Origin of the sequence: Pseudomonas sp. NPDC090201 (assembly GCF_044746825.1) — a bacterium.
GTDB classification, from domain to species: domain Bacteria; phylum Pseudomonadota; class Gammaproteobacteria; order Pseudomonadales; family Pseudomonadaceae; genus Aquipseudomonas; species Aquipseudomonas putida_AD.
In genome coordinates this window covers 162,622-181,471 of sequence record NZ_JBIVCX010000002.1, presented here as the reverse complement: position 1 = coordinate 181,471, position 18,850 = coordinate 162,622, and the positions used below count along the sequence as shown (strand labels likewise).

General features: G+C 63.8%; 13 protein-coding genes. 9 read left to right on the top strand and 4 right to left on the bottom strand.

The features are described from left to right. Positions 1–119 precede the first annotated feature (119 nt). Positions 120–1,316, top strand: a complete 1,197-nt coding sequence (locus ACIPOO_RS07110; RefSeq protein WP_400605437.1) for a contractile injection system protein, VgrG/Pvc8 family — start codon at positions 120–122, stop codon at positions 1,314–1,316. Here the strand turns inward: ACIPOO_RS07110 and ACIPOO_RS07105 are convergent. Beyond that, entirely contained in the window at positions 1,307–2,650 is a 1,344-nt protein-coding gene (locus ACIPOO_RS07105; protein WP_400605434.1) for an MATE family efflux transporter, read from the bottom strand. The two genes, ACIPOO_RS07110 and ACIPOO_RS07105, sit on opposite strands and share 10 nt — an antisense overlap. Positions 2,651–2,934: 284 nt before the next feature. Here ACIPOO_RS07105 and ACIPOO_RS07100 point away from each other — a divergent pair, with 284 nt between their 5' ends. Then, positions 2,935–7,857, top strand: a complete 4,923-nt coding sequence (locus ACIPOO_RS07100; RefSeq protein WP_400605432.1) for an alpha-2-macroglobulin family protein — start codon at positions 2,935–2,937, stop codon at positions 7,855–7,857. A 208-nt stretch (positions 7,858–8,065) separates the two neighbouring features. Here ACIPOO_RS07100 and ACIPOO_RS07095 read toward each other — a convergent pair whose 3' ends face one another. After that, complete coding sequence (locus ACIPOO_RS07095; protein WP_274134091.1) at positions 8,066–8,359, bottom strand: hypothetical protein; 294 nt, start codon at positions 8,357–8,359, stop codon at positions 8,066–8,068. A 98-nt stretch (positions 8,360–8,457) separates the two neighbouring features. Between ACIPOO_RS07095 and pbpC the strand changes: the two genes are divergently transcribed. Further along, positions 8,458–10,782, top strand: coding sequence for a peptidoglycan glycosyltransferase PbpC (pbpC, locus tag ACIPOO_RS07090; RefSeq protein WP_400605430.1), 2,325 nt, complete (start codon positions 8,458–8,460; stop codon positions 10,780–10,782). Between the two features lie 590 nt (positions 10,783–11,372). Here pbpC and ACIPOO_RS07085 read toward each other — a convergent pair. After that, complete coding sequence (locus ACIPOO_RS07085) at positions 11,373–11,780, bottom strand: response regulator (protein ID WP_274134093.1); 408 nt, start codon at positions 11,778–11,780, stop codon at positions 11,373–11,375. Positions 11,781–11,829: 49 nt separating this feature from the next. Beyond that, a complete protein-coding gene (locus tag ACIPOO_RS07080) occupies positions 11,830–12,024 on the bottom strand; it encodes a Flp family type IVb pilin (protein WP_274134094.1) in 195 nt (64 codons plus the stop codon). Between the two features lie 321 nt (positions 12,025–12,345). Between ACIPOO_RS07080 and cpaB the strand changes: the two genes are divergently transcribed. The 6 genes from cpaB to ACIPOO_RS07050 are packed head-to-tail and all read left to right on the top strand — an operon-like array spanning position 12,346 to position 18,842. Continuing rightward, on the top strand, positions 12,346–13,299 hold the full coding sequence (gene cpaB, locus ACIPOO_RS07075; protein ID WP_400605427.1) for a Flp pilus assembly protein CpaB: 954 nt from the start codon (positions 12,346–12,348) through the stop codon (positions 13,297–13,299). A gap of 21 nt (positions 13,300–13,320) precedes the next feature. After that, positions 13,321–14,577 (top strand): type II and III secretion system protein family protein, encoded by a 1,257-nt coding sequence (locus ACIPOO_RS07070; protein ID WP_400605425.1) that lies wholly within the window; start codon positions 13,321–13,323, stop codon positions 14,575–14,577. Then, a complete protein-coding gene (locus ACIPOO_RS07065) occupies positions 14,574–15,773 on the top strand; it encodes a CpaE family protein (protein ID WP_400605423.1) in 1,200 nt (399 codons plus the stop codon). The genes ACIPOO_RS07070 and ACIPOO_RS07065 overlap by 4 nt, the downstream gene beginning before the upstream one ends. Further along, positions 15,770–17,032: a CpaF family protein gene (locus tag ACIPOO_RS07060; protein ID WP_274134098.1), complete on the top strand. Its 1,263-nt coding sequence runs from the start codon at positions 15,770–15,772 to the stop codon at positions 17,030–17,032. The genes ACIPOO_RS07065 and ACIPOO_RS07060 overlap by 4 nt, the downstream gene beginning before the upstream one ends. Positions 17,033–17,068: 36 nt before the next feature. Then, positions 17,069–17,953, top strand: coding sequence for a type II secretion system F family protein (locus ACIPOO_RS07055; RefSeq protein ID WP_400605421.1), 885 nt, complete (start codon positions 17,069–17,071; stop codon positions 17,951–17,953). Position 17,954: 1 nt separating this feature from the next. Continuing rightward, a complete protein-coding gene (locus ACIPOO_RS07050; RefSeq protein ID WP_400605419.1) occupies positions 17,955–18,842 on the top strand; it encodes a type II secretion system F family protein in 888 nt (295 codons plus the stop codon). Positions 18,843–18,850: the final 8 nt, after the last annotated feature.

Below are 18,850 nucleotides of genomic sequence, written 5' to 3'. Positions count from 1 at the left end.
CAACCTGCCGCCCACGGTTGTAGGCTATTTCCTGTTCTGCTTTTACCCCCTCTACTTGGCGGATCTTCTGCCCCAGAATCGCTGGCCTCTCGCAACTACCCGTAGAGGTCATCCGCTTTATGCTTCAGTTCGCCGACTCAAAGCCCCTGCGTCTGGAAACCGGTCGCCCCAAGCGCTCGTTCGAAGTGCTGACATGCACGGGGGGCGAGGTCTTCAATCAGCCCTATTCCTATGAACTGGAAATCGTCCATCCCGGCGGCGATCTGGACGCCCATGAATTACTGTTCAGCGGCGCCTACTTACATACCCATGACCTGGCCTGGGGCATCCACGGGCATATCCAGAGTATCGTGCGCAGCACTACGGAGCCTGCGCCCAGCAACCTGGCGCAGATGCGGCCCACGCGTTTCATCATCACCCTGGGCCCCCGGCTGGGGTTGATGGCCTTCCGGCACAACCAACGCATCTTCCAGGGGATGAGCGCCGACCAGATCATCAACCAGGTGCTGAGCGAGCACGGGATCGACGACGCGGGCTACGTCTGGCAACGCAGCCAGCCGTGCGTGGAGCGTGACTTCTGCGCCCAGTACCGCGAGAGCGATCTGTCCCTGCTGCAACGCCTGTGTGACGAGGAAGGCATGCACTATTACTTCCTGCACACCCGCAAGCGGCATGTCGTGGTGTTCACCGACCAGTCGCCACAGGCGCGTGAAGCCTCTGTCGCCCAGGCGACGCAACTCCCCAGCGAGCCGCGCAAGATCGATCCGGCAAAGGACGCGCCCATGAACATGCAGCGCGCCTGTGTGGTGGGCGGGCTGTTCGAGCCGGTGAAGCTGGATGCAAGGGGCCGGCTGAAGGTGCGCTTCGAATGGGGGCACCAGGGTGACGGCGCACGGTTCAACGACTGCTGGGTGCCCATCGATCCTGCGCTCATCAACGGCAAGAACCCATGGTGGGGCGGTATGGAGGTGGTGGTGAACTTCCGTGACGGTAACCCCAGCTATCCCTACGTCAGCCACCGGTTGTGGGATCCGGACATCAACCCGCGCGCCAAGCCCGACCCGGCAGTGGTTCCGCGCAGGGTGATCACCACCCGCATCGACAAGGAACTGTTTCTGGACGAGTCCCGGCAGTTCTCCGTTGACGACAAGCTGATCGTGCGCCTGGCCCGCAACAACGAGCTGCATTTCAGGGTGGGCGCGAGCCTGGTGACCATCGATTCACGGACCCTGTCACTGAGCGGCCTGAAGGTCATGCTCTCGTCCATTGCCAGGGCCGAGGCGCAAGCGCAACCAGGCGAGCCCGATCAGCCGTGAAACCAGCCATCGCTGCGGTTCAGGCGCCTGGCGATCACGCCCAGCGTCACGGCCCGCAGCGCCATGAACAGCAAGAACACCCACCACAGGGCGTGGTTGCCCAAGCCGCCCGCCAGCCAGGCGAAGGGTGCTGTGAGCAATGCGGTGACAACCATCGCATTGCGCATCTCTCGGGCCCGGGTGGCGCCGATGAACAGGCCGTCGAGCAGGTAGCTCCAGACGGCCACCAGCGGCAGTACGGCGAGATAAGGCAGATAGATGAAGGCGATTTCCCGCACCTGAACGATGTCGGTCTGCATGGCGATGAACAGGTGCCCGCACAGCAGGAACAGCGCGGCGAACCCCAGACTGCAGATCAGCGACCAGCCCCCGGCCACGTTCAACGAACGGCGCAGGGCGTTGCGATCCCGCGCACCGATGGCGTGGCCGCAGAGGGCTTCCACCGCATGGGCCAGGCCATCCAGCGCGTTGGCGGTCAGCAGCAGGCCATTGAGCAGCAGCGCGTTGGCCGCCACCGTGGCATCGCCCAGCCGCGCGCCCTGGGTGGTGATAAGAAAGAACACCGATTGCAGCACCAGGCTGCGTATGAAGATATCGCGGTTGACCATCAACAGCGGTCGCCAGCTTTGCCAGCGCTTGAGAGCGGCCAAAGCCAGGTGTCCGGGGTAATCGCGCAGGCCTTTGTGGGTCAGCGCCAGGCCCAGCAGCGCGCCAATCCACTCGGCCACCACCGACGCCCGGGCACTGCCGACCACACCCCAGTCCAGGCCGAGCACGAACCACAGGTTCAGGGCGATATTGACCAGGTTGGTGGTCAGCAGAATCGCCAGCGGCGCCCGCGCGTTTTGCAGGCCCAAGAACCAGCCGACCAAGGCATAACTGGCAAGCGCTGCGGGCAAGCCAAACAGCCGGGTATGAAAGAAATCCTGGGTGAGTTCGTTGAGGTCCGGCGAGGGCTGCATCAGTTGCAACGCCAGATGCTGGAAGGGCAGCCCGATCAGCCCCAGCAGCAGCACCGCGAAGCCCATGGCCAGCAGCAGGCCTTGCAGCAGCACCTGACGCAGCGCCGCACCGTCCTTGCGCCCGGCCGCCTGAGCGGCGAAGCCGGTGGTGCCCATGCGCAGGAAACTCATCGCCCAGGCCAGAAAACTGTACAAGGTGCCACCCACGGCCACCGCGCCCAATTGGTGGGCGTGGGGCAGATGGCCGATCACGCTGCTGTCGACCAGAGTCACCAGCGGCACGGAGATGTTGGACAGAATCATCGGCGCAGCCAGCGCCCACACCTGCCGGTGGGTGGCACGCTGACGCCAGTCTGCGAAAAAGTTGGACATAAGGCTCCCGGGGAAGGGCGGCATTGTAGCGGGTACCGGGCACCTGTAGGAGTGAGCTTGCTCGCGATGGCGTTTGGTCTGTCGCAGCAGAGTTGTCTGGCACGCCGCTATCGCGAGCAAGCTCACTCCTACAGGTTTTGTGTGCATTCGTGGACCGTGTGCAACGCCACGCCGCTGCGAACAAACCCACAAACCCAAGGTCTATTCCCGCGCTGCGCTGTACGTTCAGCGTTGCGATGCTATAACTGCTGCTTCTCATCACAACTGCCGCCAATGAGTGCCTCATGCTTAACAAAGGATTGTTCCTGGCCTGTGCGCTGGTACTGCTCAGTGCCTGCGATTCCTCTACCTCCGACAAACCCGCGCCTGCCCCCGCGCAGCCTGCAGCGCCGCAAGCTGCTGCCGTGGAGACGGCCAAGCCCAAGCCTGCGGTGGACATTCCCGCGCTGAGCAAGCGCTATGCAGGGCGTGAATTGACGGTGGTGGATGTCTCGGAAATCCAGCTCGACGGCGCCAGCACCTTGTCCTTGAGTTTCTCGGTGCCGTTGAGCCCCGACCAGAAATTCGCCGAGAAAGTGCATCTGGTGGACAGCGTCAACGGCAAGGTCGATGGCGCGTGGGAGCTGTCGGACAACCTCATGGAGTTGCGCCTGCGTCATCTGGAGCCCAAGCGCAAACTGGTGCTGACGATCGATCCGGGCCTGGCGGCCGTGAACAACAACACCCTGGCGGCCGAGTATTCCGCGCGCCTGGAAACCTCGGATCTTCAGGCCACGGTAGGCTTCGCCAGCCGTGGCAGCCTGCTGCCGACCCGCTTGGCGGAAGGCTTGCCGGTGATTGCGCTGAACGTCGATAAGGTCGATGTCGAATTCTTCCGCATCAAGCCTGACTCGCTCCCTGCATTTCTCAGTTCCTGGGAGGGTTCGTCGAGCCTGCAAAGCTACGAATCCAAAGAGCTGCTGCCCATGGCCGATCTGGTCTACGGCGGTCGGTTCGACCTGAACCCTGCACGTAACACCCGGGAAACCGTGCTGCTGCCCATCGCCGGGCTCAAGCAGTTGCAGCAGCCGGGCGTGTACCTGGCAGTGATGCGCGCCTCGGGCACCTACAACTATTCCCAGCCTGCAACGCTGTTCACCTTGAGCGACATCGGCCTGTCGGTGCACCGCTACGCCAACCGCCTCGACGTGTTCACCCAGGCGCTGGAGGGGGGCAAGGCGCTCAACGGCATCGATCTCGAACTCTACGACGACAAGGGCCGCATGGTCGGTCAGGGCAAGACCGACAACGCCGGTCACGCCGAACTGCCGCTGCCTGCCAAGGCCGAGGTGCTGCTGGCCAAACAGGCCGAACAGACCAGCCTGCTGCGCCTGAACAGCGCCGCCCTGGACCTGGCCGAATTCGACATCACCGGGCCCCAGGCCCACCCGTTGCAGTTCTTCATCTTCGGCCCTCGCGACCTGTATCGCCCCGGTGAAGTGGTGCTGCTCAACGGCCTGCTGCGCGACAACGACGGCAAGCGTGTGAAAGCTCAACCCATCACCGTGGAAGTGCGTAGGCCAGACGATCAGGTCAGTCGCAAGTTTGTGTGGGATGCCGATGCAAGCGGCCTGTATCAATACCAACTGCAACTGTCGGACGAAGCCCCAACCGGGCGCTGGCAACTGGTGTTCGACCTGGGCGATGGCAAACCGCAGCTGTATGAATTTCAGGTCGAGGACTTCCTGCCTGAACGCATGGCGCTGGAACTCAAGGGCAGCGACACGCCCATCGCCCCCGATGCGCCGCTGGATGTGTCCATCAACGGTCGTTACCTCTATGGCGCCCCCGCTTCGGGCAACCGCCTGACCGGCCAGCTGTACGTGCGTCCGCTGCGTGAAGCGGTGCCGGGCCTGCCGGGTTATCAGTTCGGTTCGATTACCGAAGAAGACCTTAAGCAGGATCTGGAAGTCGAAGACAGCGTGCTGGACGCCAACGGTGAACTGGACCTGAGCATCGACAGCCAGTGGGGCAAGGCCAGGTCGCCGCTGCAACTGGTGTTGCAGGCCAGCTTGCAGGAGTCGGGCGGGCGGCCGATCACCCGTCGCCTGACCCAGCCGGTGTGGCCGGCGGAAAAACTTCCCGGCCTGCGCGGCCTGTTCGACGGTGAAGCCACCGATGGCGATGGCCCGGTGGAATTCGAAGTGCTGATGGCCGATGCCGAAGGTCACAAACTGGCGGCCGAGAATCTCAAGGTCCGGTTGATTCGCGAGCGCCGCGACTACTACTGGAACTACTCCGACAGCGACGGCTGGAGCTATCACTACAACGAGAAGTTTCTGAACCTGTCCGAAGAAACCCTCAGCGTGAAGAAGGATTCCACGGCCAAGGTCAGCTTCCCGGTGGAGTGGGGTCCTTACCGCGTCGAGGTCGAGGATCCGGAAACCGGTCTGATCAGCAGCGTGCGTTTCTGGGCCGGTTACCGCTGGCAGGACAACGCCGAAGGCGGCGCGGTGCGTCCCGATCAGGTCAAGCTGGCGCTGGACAAACCGGCCTATGCCGATGGCGACACGGCCAAGGTCACCGTCACCCCGCCGAGCGCAGGCAAGGGCTACCTGCTGGTGGAATCCAGCGAAGGCCCGCTGTGGTGGCAGGAGATCGACGTGCCGGCCGAGGGCAAGACCTTCGACGTGCCTGTGGATAAAAAGTGGGCGCGGCATGACCTGTACGTTAGCGCGCTGGTGATCCGCCCCGGCGAGCGCAAGGCCAATGTAACCCCCAAGCGCGCAGTAGGCGTGCTGCACCTGCCGCTGGATCGCTCGGAACGCAAACTGGCGCTGACGGTGACTGCGCCTGAGAAGATGCGGCCCAAGCAGCCGCTCAAGCTCAAGGTCAACGCGAAGAACGCCGACGGTTCGATCCCCAAAGACGTGCACGTGCTGGTTGCGGCGGTGGACGTCGGGATCCTCAACATCACCGAATACGCCACCCCCGATCCGTTCGCCAGCCTGTTCGGGCGCAAGGAATACGGTGCCGACCAGCTCGACATCTATGGCCAGTTGATCGAGGCCGGGCGCAATCGCCTGGCCAGCCTGGCATTTGGTGGTGACGCAGCCCTGGCCAAGGGCGGCAAGCGTCCGGAAACCAGTGTCACCATCGTCGCCCTGCAGAGCGCGCCGGTTACCCTGAACGAGCAGGGCGATGCAGAAGTCAGCGTCGATATCCCCGACTTCAACGGTGAGCTGCGGATCATGGCCCAGGCCTGGACCGACGAGCGCTACGGCATGGCCGAGGCCAAGACCGTGGTGGCCGCGCCGCTGATTGCAGAGTTGTCGGCGCCGCGCTTTCTGGCCGGTGGTGACCAGACCAGCGTGGCGCTGGATGTGTCGAACCTCTCGGGGCAGGCGCAGAAACTCAACGTTCAGGTCAGTGCCGAGGGCCAGTTGAACCTGGCGCAGCCGGAGGCTGGCAAGGCGATCAGTCTGACCCAGGGTCAGCGCACCACCTTGCAGATTCCGGTGAAGGCACAGGGCGGTTTCGGTCAGGGCACGATCAAGGTCACGGTCAATGGCCTGGAGTTGCCGGGCGAGAATCTGCCAGCATTCAGCCGCGAGTGGACCATCGGCGTGCGCCCGGCCTATCCGGCCATGCTCAGGCAGTATCGCGCGGTGCTCAAGGATCAGGCCTGGAGCCTGCCCGAAGGAGCGCTGGACGCCTTCGAACCTGCAGGACGCGAGGCGATGCTGTCGGTGTCGAGCCGGCCTCCGCTGAACCTGGGCGAGCAGATTCGCGCGCTCAAGGCTTACCCCTACGGCTGCCTGGAACAGACCACCAGCGGCCTGTATCCGTCGCTCTACGCTGACGCCGCAACCCTCAAGCGCCTGGGGCTGGAAGGCGAGGCCGACGCGGTGCGCAAGCGCAAGATCGAGGTGGGCATCGAGCGCCTGCTGGGCATGCAGCGCTACAACGGCAGCTTCGGCCTGTGGGGCGCGGACGGCGATGAGGAGTACTGGCTGACCGCCTACGTCACCGACTTCCTGCTGCGTGCCCGCGACCAGGGCTACGCTGTGCCGCCGGACGCGCTGAAGAGGGCCAGCGAACGCCTGTTGCGCTACTTGCAGGAGCGCAACCAGATCGAGGTCAACTACAGCGAAAACGCCGACCACACCCGCTTCGCCGTGCAGGCCTACGCGGGGCTGGTGTTGTCCCGCAGCCAGCAGGCGCCGCTGGGTGCGCTGCGCAGCCTGTTCGACCGTCGCAGCGATGCGCGCTCCGGTTTGCCGCTGGTGCAACTGTCCATCGCGCTGGAGAAAATGGGCGACAAGCCGCGTGCCGATCAAGCGTTGCTGGCCGGGCTTGCTGCAGGTCGCAAGGCCAATGACTGGCTGGCCGACTATGGCAGCCCGCTGCGCGACCAGGCGTTGATCCTGTCGCTGCTTGAAGAAAACAAACTGGCCCAGGACAAGGTCGAGGAGCGGCTGTTTGCGCTGTCCGATCAGGTGGCGGCCAGCCGCTATCTGTCGACTCAGGAGCGCAACTCGCTGTTCCTCGCCGGGCGTGATCTGCTGGGCAAACCCGAGGCCAAGTGGGCGGCGACGCTGTCCAGCGGTAGCAACAATCGCGAACTGAGCAACGACCAGCCAGGCGTGAAGCTCGACAGTTCGGTGCTGGCTTCACCGCTGACGGTGCAGAGCAGCGGTGGCGAAACCCTCTACCAGCAGATGACCATTTCGGGCTATCCGTCGCAGCCGCCGGTGGCAGGTGGCGAGAACCTGAGCATTCGTCGCGAGTACTTGGGCATGGACGGCGAGGCGCTGAACCTCAATGCCTTGAAGAGCGGCGAGCTGGTGCTGGTGCATCTTGAACTCAAGTCCAAGGAGCGCGTGCCGGATGCGCTGGTGGTGGACCTGTTGCCTGCCGGGCTCGAGATCGAGAACCAGAACCTGGCCCAGAGCGCGGCCAGCCTGGAAGACGCCAGCGAGTCGGTGAAACAGTGGCGCGAATCGATGGAGAACGCCGGGCTCAAGCATCAGGAATTCCGTGGCGACCGCTACGTGGCGGCGGTGGACCTGCAAGGGTTCAACACCGTGCACCTGCTGTACCTGGCTCGCGCCGTGACCCCAGGCACCTACCGCGTACCGCCGCCGCAGGTCGAGTCGATGTACCGCCCGAACTGGCAAGCCCTGGGCGACGCGCCTGCGCAATTGGTCGTGAAAGCGAAGAAGTAGGCAGCTTGTAGGAGCGCGCTTGCCCGCGATGGCGGTGGGTCAGACACCCTCATGGGCACAGACACACCGCCATCGTCCGGATGCGGCCCAGACCAAGCGCGCTCCTACGGAATGTATGAAGGTTCAGCGTGCGCCGCGCCCCCGTAGCAGCACGGCTTGCCGGCGGGAGCGATCTTGAGGGCGCCCGTTAAGGCGGATTCACCCCGGATCAATGAATAATCCAGCTCAACAACCACAACCCCAGAAACAACCAGATAATGCCGATGATGATCGAGCCGCGCATGAACGCGCGGATCGCCGAGTACAGCAGCATCAGCCCTACGATCAGCCCGGCGATGCTGACAATCGAGGTGTTCATGCCCAGCGTGCGCGCCAGTCCGTCGACAAAGTTGCCACCCGCATGAGTGAACATGTTGAACAACCAGCTCAAACCGTCGACGACGAAACGAATCACTGCGCCGATGACCTGGCCGAGCCATTCGAAAACGCTTTCTACCTGCATATGTTTTTCCTGATGACGGGCATTGAATGGAGAGGGGATTGTTCACTTGGGCTATCACAGGCCAGAGCGAGTTCCCTGACCGGTAGAGGCAGTCTGGCATGAAACGGCTCGTTCGCTGGATCGCTGCCAGCATTTTGCTCCTGTGCCTGGCGCTCTGGCTGGCTGACCGCATCTGGCCGCTGCCTTTGCCCAAGGATGATCTGGCCCGGGTGGTGCTGGCCGAAGATGGCACGCCGTTGTGGCGTTTTGCCGATGCCAACGGCGTGTGGCGCTATCCGGTGACGGTCGATCAGGTGTCGCCCTATTACCTCGAAGCGCTGCTGACCTACGAGGACCGCTGGTTCTATCAGCATCCGGGGGTGAACCCCATGGCGCTGGTGCGCGCGACCTGGCAGAACCTGAGTGGCGGCCATGTGGTGTCCGGCGGCAGCACGTTGTCGATGCAGGTGGCGCGGCTGCTCGATCCACATTCGCGCACGCTGGGGGGCAAACTGCGCCAGCTCTGGCGCACGGCGCAACTGGAATGGCATCTGTCCAAGCCCGAGATCCTCGGGCTTTACCTGAACCGTGCTCCCTTCGGCGGCACCCTGCAAGGCGTCGCGGCGGCCAGTTGGGCGTATCTTGGCAAATCGCCGCAGCAGCTGACCCGCGCCGATGCAGCGCTCTTGACGGTGTTGCCCCAGGCACCGAGCCGCTTGCGCCCCGACCGCCACCCACAGCGAGCCCAGGCCGCACGGGACAAGGTGCTCAAGCGCCTGGCCGAGTTTGACGTCTGGCCGCAGCAGGCCGTAACCGAAGCGCTGGAAGAACCGTTGTTGCTGGCGCCGCGACAGGAGCCCAGCCTGGCCCCGCTGCTGGCCCGTCGCCTGAACCGGCCCGACAGCCCGCCGCTGATCCGCACCACGCTGGACGCCAGCCTGCAACGTCGTCTTGAAGACCTGCTGCTGGGCTGGAGAGCGCGTCTGCCGGAGCGCACCTCGGCGGCGATTCTGGTGGTCGAGGCGCAGAACATGGCGGTGCGGGCGTACGTCGGCTCAGTGGACATCGGCGACGCCAAACGCTTCGGGCACGTGGACATGGTCAGCGCGATGCGCTCCCCGGGTTCGACCCTCAAACCGTTTTTGTACGGCAAGGCGCTGGACGCCGGGCTGATTCACTCCGAATCGCTGCTACAGGACGTGCCGCGTCGTTATGGCGATTACCGTCCGGGGAATTTTTCATCGGGTTTCAATGGCGCGGTGGCGGCCAGCTCGGCGCTGTCGATGTCGCTCAACCTGCCGGCGGTGCAACTGCTCGAAGCCTACGGCCCGAAACGCTTCGCCGCCGAACTGCGCAACGGCGGGGTGCCGCTGACCTTGCCGCCACTGGCCCAGCCGAACCTGGCGTTGATTCTGGGTGGGGCGGGCAGTCGCCTGGAGGATCTGGTGGGTGGTTACGCCGCGTTTGCCCGAGGCGGACGCAGCGCCGATATTCGCCTGCAACCCGATGACCGCCTGCGCGACCGGCCGATGATGTCGCCGGGGGCGGCGTGGATCATCCGGCGCATCCTGAGCGGCCAGTCGCGGCCTGATCTGGACCCTCACGCCGAACTGGTGCAGCGCCCGCAACTGGCCTGGAAGACTGGCACCAGTTATGGCTTTCGCGATGCCTGGTCGATTGGCGTGGGGCCGCGTTTCCTGATCGGGGTGTGGATTGGCCGTCCCGATGGCACGCCGGTGCCGGGACAGTTCGGCCTGGCCTCTGCCGCACCGCTGATGATTCAGGTGCATGACCTGCTGGTGAACCGCGACGCCCAGCGCAACATCCTGCCGCCGGTGTTGCCGGTGCCGCTGAATGTGGGCGTAGCGGCCATCTGCTGGCCGCTGGGTCAGCCGATGAGCAAGAGCGACCCCAACTGCCGCCGCCAGCGCTTTGCCTGGACGCTGGATGGCACCACGCCGCCGACCTTGCAGGCCACCGACCAGCCGCTGGGGTTGGGGCTGCTGGAGAAAATCTGGGTCAACGACAAGGGATTGCGCGTCGATGCCACGTGTCCGCAGGCGCAGGCCCGTGAGATAGCGCTCTGGCCGGCACCGCTCGAACCCTGGCTGCCGAAGGCCGAACGACGAGAAGCGCGCCTGCCCGCCATCGACCCCGGTTGTGCGCCACAAGGCTTGAGCCTCGCGGCGCCGATTTCAATCGTCGGCGTGCGCGACGGCGATCAGTTGCGTTTGCCTGCGGGCAGCCAGCAGCAACTGCGGCTGCAATTGTCGGCACTGGGCGGTAACGGACGCCGCTGGTGGTTCATCGACGGCGCGCCGCTGGGGGACACGGGCAATCAGGAAATCTGGAGCCACACCTTCAGCCGCCTTGGGCGCTATCAGTTGAGCGTGCTCGACGAAAGCGGCCAGACCGCGCGCGTGGAGTTCAGTGTGGTGGATTGAGGTCGCCGTAAAAACGCCGATTCAGTGTGCGCTAGTCAATTGCGACTATATAACTTTCGTCTGGCTTGTCGGCTTGGTGAAGTTTAGTCGTTGATATATATGGGATTTATTCGTTCGGTCGGGGCCGGATCGCTCAGTTATCCAAGGGGTTAATACCAAGTTACGGCTTGCCCCATTCCTTCCAAGGGCGTGTCATGCAGCCATGAGGCACATCCACCGGTGGTATCGGTGGGTTGCTCAACGGGGTAACAGGCGTGTTGGGCGGTGGTTTGAATGGAGTGGCAGCGAACCGCAGGCATGCAGTGCCGGGCAGTGTGAGAACTATCGCAAGCAAGTGGTCTGCGATGCAGTGTTCTTTCTCCGGCGTGCCTTGGTCGCGGCTTTTCATTCAACGCCTGCGCCTGTTCAGACAGGGGAATCGGATGATCCCCTGTCTTTTTTTTGCCTGGGCAATGCCGCTGCGCCAGGACGCCGGCAAGCCGGATTGCTACGGATCGGGGATAAGCGAAGAAGGTGCGCACGCCCGATATCCCGTAGCAGCACGGCTTGCCGGCGGGGGTGTTCTGAAGGCAAACGAGGGAAGGTCGGGACTACTGCCCGACCTTGTACACCTTCGGCTCTGGAAACAGATTGTTGAGCGTTTCCAGCAGCCGTACGTGGTAGATGGGTTTGCGGAATAGATCCAGCACCTGCAGGCGAAGCAAATCGCTGACATCCTCCATGTCGGCGTGGCCTGAGGTGACGATCACCGGCAGGTGCTGGCGTGACGTGTGCTCGCGCAGGCGCTTGATCAGCGAGATGCCGCTTTCTTCGGGCATGCGCAGATCCGTGATCACCAGTGCGATATCCGGGTGCTCGGTCAGAATCTTCAGCGCCACCTTGACCGACGGCGCGGTAAAGCAGCAGAAACCCTCACCTTCGAGCAATTCGGCGAGTTCTTCGTTGGCGTCCTCTTCGTCGTCAACGAGCAGCAGTTGTTGGCGTGTAGGAGCGGGCATTTTCACGGCCTTGGCTGATTGAACAAAAGAATTGCCAACTCGCGCTGAGTCACGTTGCTGCCGTGCCTCCAAGGGCCACAATGATTTCGTTGAACCGGGCTCTGATGGCAGTGCCCATGGGCGTGATCATCGCAAACAGCACCAGGGCGACCATCGCCACGATCACGGCATATTCGATGGCCGATGCGGCTTCCTCGTTCTTGACGAAGCGACGTAACAGGGCCGACAGGTAGGTTAGGTACATCTGACTTCTCCTCAGCGCCCTAGAGCGCTACTACGCGTTTGCAGCGTTGAACAATCCTTCGTACCCACAGCATTGACCCCAAACCCGTACTCCACAATCACAAGAAAGCATTAGTCGGAAAGTAGTAGTGGCAGACGCATGGGCCGCTCTGCACCCTGACACCCGAACGGAGTGAATGCGCGGAAATTTCCGACAACTGATGGCGTTTTGGATGACCTCGACTACCTTCTAATAGCGAAAAGGATGAATGTTCATAGCCAACTGAATGACAGGTTGTCTCGTAACGTTTTCGAGGTTGTAGTCAGGCACGGGAGGGCCGTCATGAGCAGTCGCGTCACAATGGGGCTGGCCGTGTTTTTTCTGTTGGGGGCATTGTTTGCCGGGTATTGGGGGCTGGTGTTGAGTCGTCAGCCTGCGCCAGCAGCGGTGGCGCCCGTCAGCCAGGCCCAGGCGCCTGCAGCCGTCCCCGTGGCCGCTGAACAGCCTTCCCAGGACCCCACCCGTCAGCCCGTCGTGGTGCTGGCCCGGGACATTCCCGCCTACGAGCCCATCAAGGCCGACGACCTGATCGTCGAGCGCCTCAAGGTCGCGCCGCCCGGCAGTTTTTCCCGCACTGAAGAGGCCGTGGGGCGCATGTCCTGGCGTCCGCTTGCGGCAGGCACCTGGCTTACCGAGAACAGCTTCGAAGCCGGTGGCAGCCTGGCGCGGATGATCCGTCCCGGCGAACGGGCGCTGGCGTTGTCCACCGACGAAATCATCGGCGCCGGCGGCCAGATCAGCCCCGGCGATTACGTAGACGTTTTGCTTTACCTCCCGTCTGATCAGACCTCCACGGACCGCAGCGCCCAGACCGTCGTGCCTGCCCTGCGGGTGCTCAGCGTTGGCGCATTGCTGGGCCCGGTGAACCAGGGGCAGGACGATCAGGGCGTCAGCCGGGATGAGCGGGTGCAGCAGCAGAAACTCAAGGTCAATGCGCGCAGCGTCGTGCTCGCGGTGCCGGAGCAACTGTTGAGCCGCCTGATGCTGGCGTCCCAGGCAGGTCCCTTGCGGCTGGCCGTACGCAGTGCCCAGGAGAAGAACCTGGAACGCTACTGGGCCGGGGACAGCGACATCGCCACGCAACTGGACACGGTCAATCGCAACCTCGTGCATTTCAATCAGCTGAGCATGCAAAGCACAGCCGCCCGCGTCCAGCCGGTAGCCAGCAGCACACCGCGCGGACCGAAGCCCATCGAAGTCATTCGTGGCAGCCAGGCCACCGCGCAAACCCCCTGACCGAGCAAGGACCGCACATTCATGAGTAACCGTTTCAAGCCGGTTTTGAACCGTATCGTGTCGGCCTTTTTGGCTGCGGGGTTGTATCAGGGGACTGTCGAAGCCGCTGCGGGCAACTGTTCCGCGTTGTCGGCGATGCCGGCGGCGCTGGAGATCGGGCAGGGCGTGCAGCAGGAAATGCGCTCGCCGGTGGCGATCACGCGCCTGGCGGTGGGCGATCCGAAGATCGCTGACGTGCAGGTCAACGGCAATGACAACGGCGCCTTCCTGCTGACCGGCGTGGGGCCGGGCACCACCAGCCTGATGATCTGGACCAGTTGTTCCACCGCCCCTCGGCAGAGCATGGTCTTCGTGCGCGGCGCGGCCAAGGCGGCCATGACCGACACCTTGCTGCCACCCTCGGAAGACCCGCTGCTGCCCAGCCAGGTGCAGACCGACATCCGCTTCGTCGAAGTCAGCCGCACCAAGCTCAAGGAAGCCAGTACCTCGATCTTCGGCAGAGGCTCGAACAACTTCCTGTTCGGGTCCCCCGGCACAGTGCCGGGCGTGACCGTGACCCCCGGCACGGTTGGCGGTACACGGCCCAATATTCCGCTGAACAACAACAACTTCAACATCGTCTGGGGCGGCGGCAGCAGCAAGGTGCTGGGCATGCTCAACGCGATGGAAAGCAGCGGCTTCGCCTACACCCTGGCGCGCCCCAGCCTTGTAGCCTTGAGCGGACAGAGCGCAAGTTTCCTGGCCGGTGGCGAGTTCCCGGTGCCGGTGCCCAATGGCGAAAGCAACGGTATTTCCATCGAGTACAAGGAATATGGCGTGCGCCTGACCCTGACGCCCACCGTCGTCGGGCGCAACCGCATCTCCCTGAAAGTGGCGCCGGAGGTCAGCGAGCTGGACTTCACCGCCGGCGTGACCATCGCCGGGACCACCGTGCCGGCACTGAATGTGCGACGCACCGACACCAGCGTGTCGCTGGCCGATGGCGAGAGCTTCGTCATCAGCGGCCTGATCAACACCAGCAACATTGCGTCTGTGGACAAGTTTCCGGGCCTGGGCGATATCCCGGTGCTGGGCGCGCTGTTTCGCAGTTCGCAGATCAACCGCGACGAACGTGAACTGCTGATGATCGTCACCCCGCACCTGGTGCAGCCACTGGCCGCCAACGCGCAGTTGCCGTCGCTGCCGGGCGAGGCGCTGCGCAACTACGACCCGAATTTCTACAAGATGTATTTCCTCGAAAACGGCAGCTTCGATCGCCGCAGCGGGTTATCGCAATGAGCCAGGGACCGAATCTCAGCCAGACGTTTCTGGCGATCACGCGCAACACCACCGACCTTGAGTGGCTGCAGGGGGCGCTGGCGCCGTTGGGTCAGGTGGTCAGTGCCGGCACCGGCAGCCTCGACGAACTGCTGGCGCTGGTCGACGTGACCTTTGCCAGCGTGGTGTTCGTGGGGCTCGACCGCGAGCACCTGATGAACCAGAGCGCGTTGATCGAAGGTGCCCTGGAAGCCAAGCCGATGCTGGCCATCGTCGCCCTGGGTGACGGCATGGACAACCAGTTGGTGCTCAACGCCATGCGCGCCGGGGCTCGGGATTTCGTGGCCTACGGTTCACGCTCCAGCGAAGTGGCCGGGCTGGTGCGGCGCCTTGGCAAGCGCCTGCCGGCCGTGGCACCCAACCCGAACATGGGTGGCCTGACCGTGATCTACGGCGCCCAGTGCGACGGCGATGGCGCCCTGGTGTCGGCGCACTTGGCATTGGTGGCGCAACAGAAAGGCCAGCGCACGCTGCTGCTCGACCTGGGCACCCCGCGCGGCGACAGCTTGGCGATGCTCAGCCTGGAGTCGTCGTTCACCTTCGGCGACTCGGTGCGTCATTTGCGCAGGCTCGACTCGACCCTGATCGACAGCGCCTTCACCGTCCATCCCAGCCAGTTGCGCATCCTGGCCTACGGCGAGGACGACATGCCGCTGGAACACACCAGCGCCGCCGAGCTGTACATGCTGCTCAGCGCCTTGCGACAGCATTTCCAGCATGTGGTGGTCAATCTCGTGGGCCAGCCGGACAGCGAATCGCTGCGCACCTTCGTCGCCCATTGCGACCAATTGCTGTGGTACGTGGATCAGAACGTCATCGAGTGCCGGCGCAATCTGGCGATCCTCAATCTGTGGCGGGAAAAGGGCCTGAAGCTGCAGCAGGCCGGGCTGTTGGTGGACAAATACCTGCGCCAGGTCACACCCAATTCCGAGGCGCTGGAGAAGACCTTCGGCCTGCCCGCCATGGTGGTGCTGCCGCTCAGCCCCGAGGTGCGCCTGAACGCCAAGAATCAGGGCCTGTCGCTGTTCGAGCTGTCGCCACGGGAGTCGTTGAGCGCAGGCCTGCGCAATCTGGGCGAGCGCCTGGCCAGTCAGTCCGATACCGCCAGCAAGCCGCGTGATGGCTGGCTGGGCCGGCTCTTGAGGGCCAACAAATGAAGAATGAAAAACTTTTTGGCGTGTCGTCCCGGCCAACGGAAAGCGGCGGCGATGGGCAGGGCCTGAAACTGGTGCTGCATCGCTACATCATCGACGCCATCGAAGAGAGCGGGCGCAACCTGCTCGAAGGCACGCGCCCGGCGCTGGCGCAGTTCGTCACCGACAAGGTGGCCGAGTATGTCGCCCGCCTGAAGCTGGCGATTTCGCGCTACGAGATGGAGCGCCTGGCCGAGGAACTGGTGGACGAGCTCACAGGCTTCGGTCCGCTGGAGGTGCTGCTTCGCGACAAGTCGGTGACCGAGATTCTGGTCAACGGCCCCAACAAGGTGTTCATCGAGCGCGAAGGCGTGCTGCACCATTCCGACCTGCGTTTCATCGACTCTCATCACGTCGAGCGGGTCATCCAGCGCATTCTTGCTCCGCTGGGCCGGCGGCTGGACGAGTCCTCGCCGATGGTCGATGCGCGCCTGCCTGATGGCAGCCGGGTCAACGCGATCATCCCGCCGATTGCGCTGGACGGGCCCTGCGTGTCGATCCGGAAGTTTCGCAAGGACATGCTCAGAAGCTCCGATCTGGTGGCCATGCAGACCATCGACCAGCCCATCTATGACTTCCTCGCCAGCGCCGTGAACAAGCGCTGCAACATCCTCATCAGTGGCGGTACCGGCACCGGCAAGACCACCATGCTCAACGTCTTGAGCCAGATGATCGACACTCATCAGCGGCTGGTGACCATCGAAGACGTCGCCGAATTGCAGCTGGGCCACCCCCACGTGGTGCGCCTGGAAACCCGTCCGCCGAATGCTGAAGGTCATGGCGAGGTGCGCGCCAGCGACCTGATTCGCAACGCCCTGCGGATGCGCCCGGACCGCATCATCCTGGGGGAAATTCGCGGCGTCGAAGTGCTCGATGTGATGACCGCCATGAACACCGGCCACGATGGCTCGATGAGCACGGTGCACGCCAACAATGCCCAGGACGCGCTGCTGCGCCTGGAAACCCTGGTGGGCCTGACCGGGCGGCAGATCGCCGAAAAGACCCTGCGCCAGATGATCTGCGCGGCGCTGGACGTGATCATCCAGCTGACCCGCATGCCCGACGGGCGTCGCTGTGTCAGCGAGGTGGTGGAGGTGGTCGGCACCCGTGAAGACGTGTATGTGACCAACACCCTGTTCCGCCTGGACCGGCGCACCGGGTTTGGCTTCCTGCGCGAGGCGATCAACCCGGCGGGCGACAAGCTGCGCCAGCTCGATTACTAGGCACCGCTCACAGGCGCAGCTCAGGGAGATCCGACAGTGAAGGGAGCCATCGTCCTCGGGCTGATATTCATGCTGCTGACAGGGCTGTCGCTGTATCTGTTCTATCGCGGCCTGAACAAGGGCGCCAACGAACGGATCATGGCCCGGCTGGCATTGGGGCAGCCCGAGAAAGTCGCTGCCAGACCTGCTCTGGCGGCCATCGAGCGGGCGTTCCTGCGAGCCGGCCTGGGTCGTCCCACCGAGCGCTTGCCGCTGGCCCTGACGATCTGGCTGATGACCATGCTGCTGGGCTATGCGATGTACGACGGCTTTGGTCTGGCGCTGGGCATTCTGCTGCCGGTTATCGTGCTGCGCTTTTACGTCAGCTTCCGTTACCGGCGGCGCATGCAGCGCATGATTGCCCAGTTGCCGCAGTTGCTCGATCACACGGTGCGCAGCCTCAAGTCCGGACGCACCCTGGGCGATGCGGTGCTCAATAGCATCGACGCTTCGGACCGTCCGCTGAGCGAGGCCATGTCGCGGATCAAGCGCAACGTGCAGTTGGGCATCACCCTGCCCGATGCGGTGCAGGATTTCGCCGAGTTGTACGAGCGCGACGAATTCCAGCTGTTCGCCCTGGGGCTGCGGGTCAACCACCGTTACGGCGGCAATGCCAGCGAGCTGCTGGAGAACCTGATCCGGTTGATCCGCGAGCGTGAACAGGGTGCGCGCCAGTTGCGGGCCATGACCGGGGAAACGCGCATGACGGCGGTGGTCCTGGGGCTGCTGCCGGTGGGCATGGTGGGGTACTTCATGGTGGTCAACCCGACGTACTTGCTGCACATGTGGAACGACGAGTCAGGATGGAAAATGCTTGCGGTTGCGTTCGTGATGCAAACCCTGGGTTGCCTTGCGCTGTGGCGCATGTTGCGGAGCGTCTGAGATGGCCTTGATGCTGAGTGCGCTGCTGTTCGCCCTGGCCGGGTTTTTCCTGCTGCTGACCCTGGCCCGCCAGCGTCGTGCCGAGCGCCTGGCGATGTCGCGTCTGCAGGGGCGGGTGGGGCGCGACAGCCGTGTCGGCAGCCTGCTGCGGCTGTTGGGCGACAGCCGTTTCGGGCAGCGCTCGGTGAGCCTGGACAGCGAAACCCAGCTACTGCTCAACCGCATCGGCTGGCGCCGGGCGAGCCAGCGTTCGATGTTCGCGGCTTGCCAGGTGGGCATTCCGGTGTTGGCGTTCAGTGTGGTGGTGTTGATTCAGACGCTGTTCTTCAGTGACACCGCCTACCCGATCATGGCACCGGCCTTTGCCCTGGGCCTGGGCTATCTGGCGCCCAAGCGGATTCTGGCCGCGGCGGCCTCTGCACGGCAGAAACGCGTAGTGGTGGAGGTTTCCACTTTTATCCCGCTGCTGCGCATCCTGTTCGAGTCCGGCATGGCGGTCGAGCAGGCGCTGCGAGTGCTCAGCAATGAGGGCGGGCGGCTGTTGCCGGTGCTGGCATCGGAGCTGCGGGCGATGCTGGTGCGTGTGGATTCGGGGCTGGAACTGGGCAACGAACTGAACAAGGTCGCTACGCTGCTGGCGGTGGATGAGTTCAGCGACACCTGCGTGATTCTCAACCAGTTGATTCATCAGGGCGGTGGCGCGATGAAGTCGCTGCTTTCGCTCAAGCAATTGATCGATGACCGCAGGCTCACCCGGTTGCAGGAGTACATCTCCAAGCTCTCGGCGAAGATGTCGGTGGTGATGATGGTGTTTCTGTTTCCGGCCTTGCTGATCGTGTTGGCGGGGCCCGGGTTCATGGCGATCAGCAAGGCGTTGACTTCGCATTAGGGAGTTTG

Bases quoted from the DNA above. Each gene is read 5' to 3' on its own strand.
- ACIPOO_RS07110 (WP_400605437.1), top strand. From the start codon at position 120: ATGCTTCAGTTCGCCGACTCAAAGCCCCTGCGTCTGGAAACCGGTCGC.
- ACIPOO_RS07105 (WP_400605434.1), bottom strand. From the start codon at position 2,650: ATGTCCAACTTTTTCGCAGACTGGCGTCAGCGTGCCACCCACCGGCAG.
- ACIPOO_RS07100 (WP_400605432.1), top strand. From the start codon at position 2,935: ATGCTTAACAAAGGATTGTTCCTGGCCTGTGCGCTGGTACTGCTCAGT.
- ACIPOO_RS07095 (WP_274134091.1), bottom strand. From the start codon at position 8,359: ATGCAGGTAGAAAGCGTTTTCGAATGGCTCGGCCAGGTCATCGGCGCA.
- pbpC (WP_400605430.1), top strand. From the start codon at position 8,458: ATGAAACGGCTCGTTCGCTGGATCGCTGCCAGCATTTTGCTCCTGTGC.
- ACIPOO_RS07085 (WP_274134093.1), bottom strand. From the start codon at position 11,780: ATGCCCGCTCCTACACGCCAACAACTGCTGCTCGTTGACGACGAAGAG.
- ACIPOO_RS07080 (WP_274134094.1), bottom strand. From the start codon at position 12,024: ATGTACCTAACCTACCTGTCGGCCCTGTTACGTCGCTTCGTCAAGAAC.
- cpaB (WP_400605427.1), top strand. From the start codon at position 12,346: ATGAGCAGTCGCGTCACAATGGGGCTGGCCGTGTTTTTTCTGTTGGGG.
- ACIPOO_RS07070 (WP_400605425.1), top strand. From the start codon at position 13,321: ATGAGTAACCGTTTCAAGCCGGTTTTGAACCGTATCGTGTCGGCCTTT.
- ACIPOO_RS07065 (WP_400605423.1), top strand. From the start codon at position 14,574: ATGAGCCAGGGACCGAATCTCAGCCAGACGTTTCTGGCGATCACGCGC.
- ACIPOO_RS07060 (WP_274134098.1), top strand. From the start codon at position 15,770: ATGAAGAATGAAAAACTTTTTGGCGTGTCGTCCCGGCCAACGGAAAGC.
- ACIPOO_RS07050 (WP_400605419.1), top strand. From the start codon at position 17,955: ATGGCCTTGATGCTGAGTGCGCTGCTGTTCGCCCTGGCCGGGTTTTTC.